The organism is Dendronalium phyllosphericum CENA369, from assembly GCF_016056275.1.
Lineage (GTDB): Bacteria > Cyanobacteriota > Cyanobacteriia > Cyanobacteriales > Nostocaceae > Dendronalium > Dendronalium phyllosphericum.
Genome location: NZ_JAECZA010000153.1, coordinates 1 through 4,527, shown reverse-complemented (window position 1 = coordinate 4,527; position 4,527 = coordinate 1). Strand labels below are relative to the sequence as shown.

General features: G+C 45.0%; 6 protein-coding genes and 1 pseudogene. 5 read left to right on the top strand and 2 right to left on the bottom strand.

All coding sequences use genetic code 11. The features are described 5' to 3' along the window. The 3 genes and pseudogenes from I8752_RS21185 to I8752_RS38655 form a co-directional block, all read left to right on the top strand. Positions 1-347 (top strand): annotated as a pseudogene (locus tag I8752_RS21185) (ISKra4-like element ISLesp2 family transposase); the annotation flags it as partial. Positions 348-356: 9 nt separating this feature from the next. After that, positions 357-575: a deoxyribodipyrimidine photo-lyase gene (locus tag I8752_RS21180; protein WP_225895810.1), complete on the top strand. Its 219-nt coding sequence runs from the start codon at positions 357-359 to the stop codon at positions 573-575. Further along, a complete protein-coding gene (locus I8752_RS38655; RefSeq protein WP_214434260.1) occupies positions 553-654 on the top strand; it encodes an FAD-binding domain-containing protein in 102 nt (33 codons plus the stop codon). Before I8752_RS21180 ends, I8752_RS38655 begins: the two co-directional genes overlap by 23 nt. Positions 655-979: 325 nt before the next feature. On the opposite strand, the gene I8752_RS21170 is transcribed toward I8752_RS38655, so the two are convergent. After that, positions 980-1,246 (bottom strand): Precorrin-3B methylase, encoded by a 267-nt coding sequence (locus I8752_RS21170; RefSeq protein WP_214434259.1) that lies wholly within the window; start codon positions 1,244-1,246, stop codon positions 980-982. A 2-nt stretch (positions 1,247-1,248) separates the two neighbouring features. Then, the gene (locus tag I8752_RS21165) at positions 1,249-1,389 is read right to left on the bottom strand and encodes a hypothetical protein (protein ID WP_214434258.1); all 141 of its coding nucleotides are present in this window, start codon (positions 1,387-1,389) and stop codon (positions 1,249-1,251) included. 325 nt (positions 1,390-1,714) lie between these two features. On the opposite strand from I8752_RS21165, the gene I8752_RS21160 reads away from it, so the two are divergent. Continuing rightward, on the top strand, positions 1,715-2,998 hold the full coding sequence (locus I8752_RS21160; protein ID WP_225895809.1) for an MFS transporter: 1,284 nt from the start codon (positions 1,715-1,717) through the stop codon (positions 2,996-2,998). Between the two features lie 175 nt (positions 2,999-3,173). Beyond that, entirely contained in the window at positions 3,174-4,454 is a 1,281-nt protein-coding gene (locus tag I8752_RS21155) for a glycosyltransferase (protein WP_225895808.1), read from the top strand. Positions 4,455-4,527: the final 73 nt, after the last annotated feature.

The following is a 4,527-nucleotide window of genomic DNA, read 5'->3' as shown; positions in this document are numbered from 1 at the left end:
GCCGGGGAAAGAATATCATCCAAGAATTGAATTGGTTAAGCAAGTCTCAAAACACCTCAAAAGCGACTCAAACCATTTTGCGTCAAGTGCGAGACTACTTAAACACTCACTTCAAACACATTCAGTATCGCACTTTTAAGAAACTAGGTTTGCCTATTGGCTCCGGTATGGTTGAAAGCGCTTGTAAATGGTTAATTCAACAACGTTTCAAAGGTGTGGGAATGCGTTGGAGTGAGGATGGATTCAATCACCTTCTACATTTGCGTTTAGCTTGGGTTAATCAACGGTTTGATACTTTGTTTTCTGACGAACCATTAACACTAACCTTGTACTCCCCTAACGATTAGATGCGCCCGTTGGCAACTGCTGACGGTGCAGCAGTTCTGCCATTGTTCATTATTGACCCTTGGTTTTACACTTGGGCTGATGTTGGAACTGCCAGAGTCAGGTTTTTATTTGAGTCTTTATCCAATCTTGACTACAACCTGCGAAAGTTAGGAAGTCAGTTGTACTTATTTGAAGGCAATTCCAGAGATATTGTGCAAGAAAAGAATGACAGGTTTCCCACTAATTGATACAAGTATGCGTCAACTCAAAACAATGGGTTGGATGAACTTCCGCATGAGGGCAATGTGTGCAACGTTCGACAATTAACTGTGGGATTTCATGGCATTAAGGGGCTAAACGAATGGCACGCTTGTTTAGTTATTTGTTGAGGCAAGCTGGGGGAGCGGGGAGTGCTGGGGGAAACAAATAAATGTATTCACGGTTATTAGAGTAGCAATACTTACCATAAATCCCTCTTTTCTTCTTCGGCTGACCCAGCCTCCCCAGCTACCCCAGCTTAACGAGAGTGACATTCGGGGCTAAACATTATTATATGAACTATTTAGTAGACGGTGATTTAGCGATTAACTAACAAGCATGACTTAGCAATTTTGATACAGGAACAACGGATGAGGTGTTGTTTTGTTGAAAGCTATTTTGATTTTCGTGGCGACTTGGGTGGTGTGCGATGTACGCCAAAGTATTTCTCACTACGATAGCGCAGCCATATCCGCAACTGTTGCGGGATCTGCTGTTTTTGTTCTTTGGTGAGTGTGTTGTAAAGGGCTAATGCTCGCTCGCGCTCACCCCGACAGGCAGCGTTATTGTGAGCATCCCAATAGCTACGGGCTACTCGAATCCGCCTACAGACTTCTTTAATCAGTGCATCACCTGTAAGTGGAGTATCTTGCTTTGCCATACTCAGATGTTGTAAATTCCTAATGCAATCATAGCGTTCAAGTCGCCTAGACCGCTGCACAGAAACTGAGCGTGGTGGTCACTTCCTGGAGATGGAAGAGCCAAAACTAGTTGCTGAATATCTGTGGGAGCGTTGCTCCCCATGAAAGTGATTTACTGCCGTCCACAACCAAATCAGCTTTCGGCTGGGTGCAGTGGTTGAACTAGGGTTCAATTGCTTTTCCTACTGGTAACTGAGGAGCTATTCATGAATTGTACTCAATTAGAAGTAGAGTAACGCGTAACGCGAGCGCGCCTGTGAATAATAAATGCTCCCCCTGACTTTCAGTTGTTGCACTTGATTAACACAAGGATAAAATAGGCAAGGGACAATGTTAACTGTCCTGAAATTTAGCTGTGTCGCAATGATGATATTCCCTCCTTGGTAAGCTTCTAAAAATCGATTCAACAGGCAATTCGCCAGAGTGCTATGGCGAAGCTTTTGTTCATGGATTCCCCCGCCAATTGCCAACGCAGTGAAAAGAGTGTGTTGGTAAACAAATTTGGAAAACGGGAGAATTTAACGATGTCTTTGGATGGTCACAAAAAAACCAAATCAGTTATTGTATTCATCAGCCTCTTGCTGGCGATCGAGGGATTAGACGAAATTGTCGATGGTGTGATGGGCGTAACCTATCCATTGATTCGTGACGATTTAGAACTTTCTTACGTGCAGATCGGGTTACTATTGACCATACCCAATACGGTCAGTAGCTTGATAGAGCCAATTTTGGGAATTTTAGGAGATTTTGGTGGGCGAAAATTATTGATTTTGGGAGGAGGGATCAGTTTTGCTGCGGCGCTGGTACTAATTGCCCTGAGCCATCAGTTTTGGAGTTTATTAGCTGCATTAGTTTTGTTTTATCCGGCATCTGGTGCGTTTGTTAGTTTGTCTCAAGCGACACTGATGGATCTAGAACCCCATCGCCACGAAGCAAATATGGCACGTTGGGCATTGGCGGGTTCTTTGGGCAATGTACTGGCTCCTTTGGCTTTGACAGGTGCGCTGACATTAAACCAGAGTTGGCGAAATGTTTTTCTGACCTTGGCAGCCCTAAGTGTTTGTCTGCTCTGCTCTGTCTGGAAGTTTCCAATAGAGGGAGTAAAAGTATCTACTCCAATGGATATGCCAGAGTTTAGTATTCAAAAGGGTATTCATCATGTCATCTACGCACTCAAACGACGTAACGTCTTACGCTGGTTAATTCTGTTGCAATCTTCAGACTTAATGCTCGATGTTGTGCGGGGCTTTTTAGCTCTTTATTTTGTGGATGTTATAGGTATAAGTGGCACACAAGCGAGCTTTGCTTTTAGCATCTGGTTGGGGTTCGGCTTATTAGGTGATTTGTTTCTCATTCCATTGTTGGAGCGAGTGCAAGGCATCCAGTATTTGCGCTTGAGTGTATTTTTGGTTTTGTGCCTTTATCCGGCTTTTTTGCTGCTGCCGAACATCACGCTCAAAATAATCATTTTAGGTGCGCTGGGTTTCTTAAATGCAGGTTGGTATTCCATTCTTCAAGGACAGCTATATACCGCAATGCTAGGGCAAAGTGGCACAGTAATGGCACTGAATAATTTAGCAGGTCTGGTTAGTGCTTTCATGCCTCTAGTATTAGGTTGGTTAGCACATAAGTATGGGTTGCAACCCACAATGTGGGCGTTTCTGGCTGCACCGATGATTTTGTTAATTGGGTTGTGTTATGAGCGCAAGTAATTGTAACAGCGGTTGAAGCTAAGAACTAGCCAAGAGCGAAGCCTTTGCATCAAGAGGCTTCGCCAAAAGCAACCTACAGAATACTCAAATTCAAAAGTAATTCAGTACAATTCATCAGTAGAACCGAAGTTCAGCGCAGGAAAAGCAATTGAGGCCTAGTTCACCCACCCCACCTTTGCGAAAACTAAAGATTACGATCCTGACAGTAGGTTCGGTGGGCGATGTGCAACCCTACTGCGCTTTAGCTATTGGCTTGAAACGCGCAGGGCATGAGGTAACGGTAGCGACTAACGAAAACTTCGAGTCATTCGTCAGGCAGTTCGACCTGGAGTTTGCACCGATAGCTGGCGACACTCAAAAGCTATTTCAATCAAAAGCAGGCATTCGGGTTATAGGAGGAGAAAAAGTCAAGCTTTTGAGTGATGAGCTATTTCTTCAACAGTTGCAGTCGGCATGGATAGCGTGTACTGGTAGTGAAGTAATCATTTTCAACGCTTTGGCAGATTGGGGATACCACATCGCGGAGAAATTAGGCGTACCGTGCTTCATGGCATCGGTTCTGCCGTTAACTCCCACAGGAACGTTTGGATTTTTGAAATTCGCTCGAACAACAAAAAATCCGCTCCATCAAGTCATCAACTATGCCAGCTACTTCATAGCAGAGTTTTTGTACTGGCACAGATATCAGAAACTGCTCAACTGTTTCAGAACCGAGACATTAAAATTGCCCCCACTGCCATATTTGGGTAGTCGGTTTAGGAGAAAGACTCCAGTTAACGTATCACGAATTCCTGTGTTGTATGGGTTTAGCTCTCATATCATTCCAAGACCAAGGGACTGGCCAGCGTGGGTGTATGTGACTGGGTTCTGGTTTATTGATCGAGCCGACGACTACGAGCCACCAATGGAACTAGAGGATTTTCTAGGCAAAAAAGTACCGCCTCTATGCTTTGGGTTCGGAAGTATGACAATGTTTAATCCGGAATATTTAACGTACTACATCGTGGAAGCGTTGAAGAAAGCGCGCACTGGTGGCATTATACTGTCAGGCTGGGGCAATGTTGGCAACATAGTTAACATTAAAGATTCGCTACGAGTGTTTGTCATCAAAGATGTTCCTCATGACTGGTTGTTACCTCAAGTACCGGCAATGGTTCATCACGGCGGTGCTGGTACAACGGCGGCGGTGTTAAGAGCAGGAATACCCTCAATCGTTGTACCCTTTTTCGCAGATCAGCCCGTTTGGGGACAAAAGTTGGCACAACTCGGAGTTAGCCCCCAACCAATACCCTACAAAAAATTAACACAAGAAACTTTAGCGGCAGCGATTGAAGTTGTACTGGGTGATGAGGGGATGCGCTCGCTAGCCCAGGAGTTAGGCGAGAAGATTCGCTCTGAGGATGGGGTGGCAAATGCGGTTGAGGCTTTTCATCGGTATTTGGGGCTGATTGGGTAGTTCACTAACTTGATGTAGGGAGCAACGCGATTTCGTGAGGTGGCAAAGCTGGGGGAGCAGGGGAGGCTGGGGA